General features: G+C 64.7%; 1 protein-coding gene. It reads left to right on the top strand.

Features of this window, described 5'->3' with window-relative positions; all coding sequences use genetic code 11:
- Window positions 1-269, top strand: a 269-nt coding sequence (locus SB773_RS32065) for an aldehyde dehydrogenase family protein (protein ID WP_410594379.1), incomplete at both ends; no start/stop codon positions are given.

Genomic DNA, 269 nt, shown 5'->3' with positions numbered 1-269 from the left:
CGATCGTCATCAAGCCGTCGGAGGAGACCTCGCTGTCTACCCTCGCGCTCGGAGAGATCTTCAACGAGGCGTTCCCTCCTGGGGTCGTCAATGTCGTGACGGGTGGCGCCGCGGTAGGCGATGCGATCGTCACCCACGATGCGATCAAGCGACTGGCGTTCACCGGCTCGATCGGCACGGGTCTCATGATCCAACGCCGCGCGGCCGAATCGGGGCGGGTGAAGCACGTCTCGCTCGAGCTGGGCGGCAAGAACGCCATGATCGTCTTC

The organism is Bacillus sp. SIMBA_074 (genome assembly GCF_046534555.1).
In the GTDB taxonomy this organism is placed as follows: domain Bacteria; phylum Bacillota; class Bacilli; order Bacillales; family Bacillaceae_G; genus Bacillus_A; species Bacillus_A mycoides.
The sequence above is the reverse complement of the archived record's forward strand: the minus strand, read 5'-3'. Positions and strand labels throughout refer to the sequence as shown.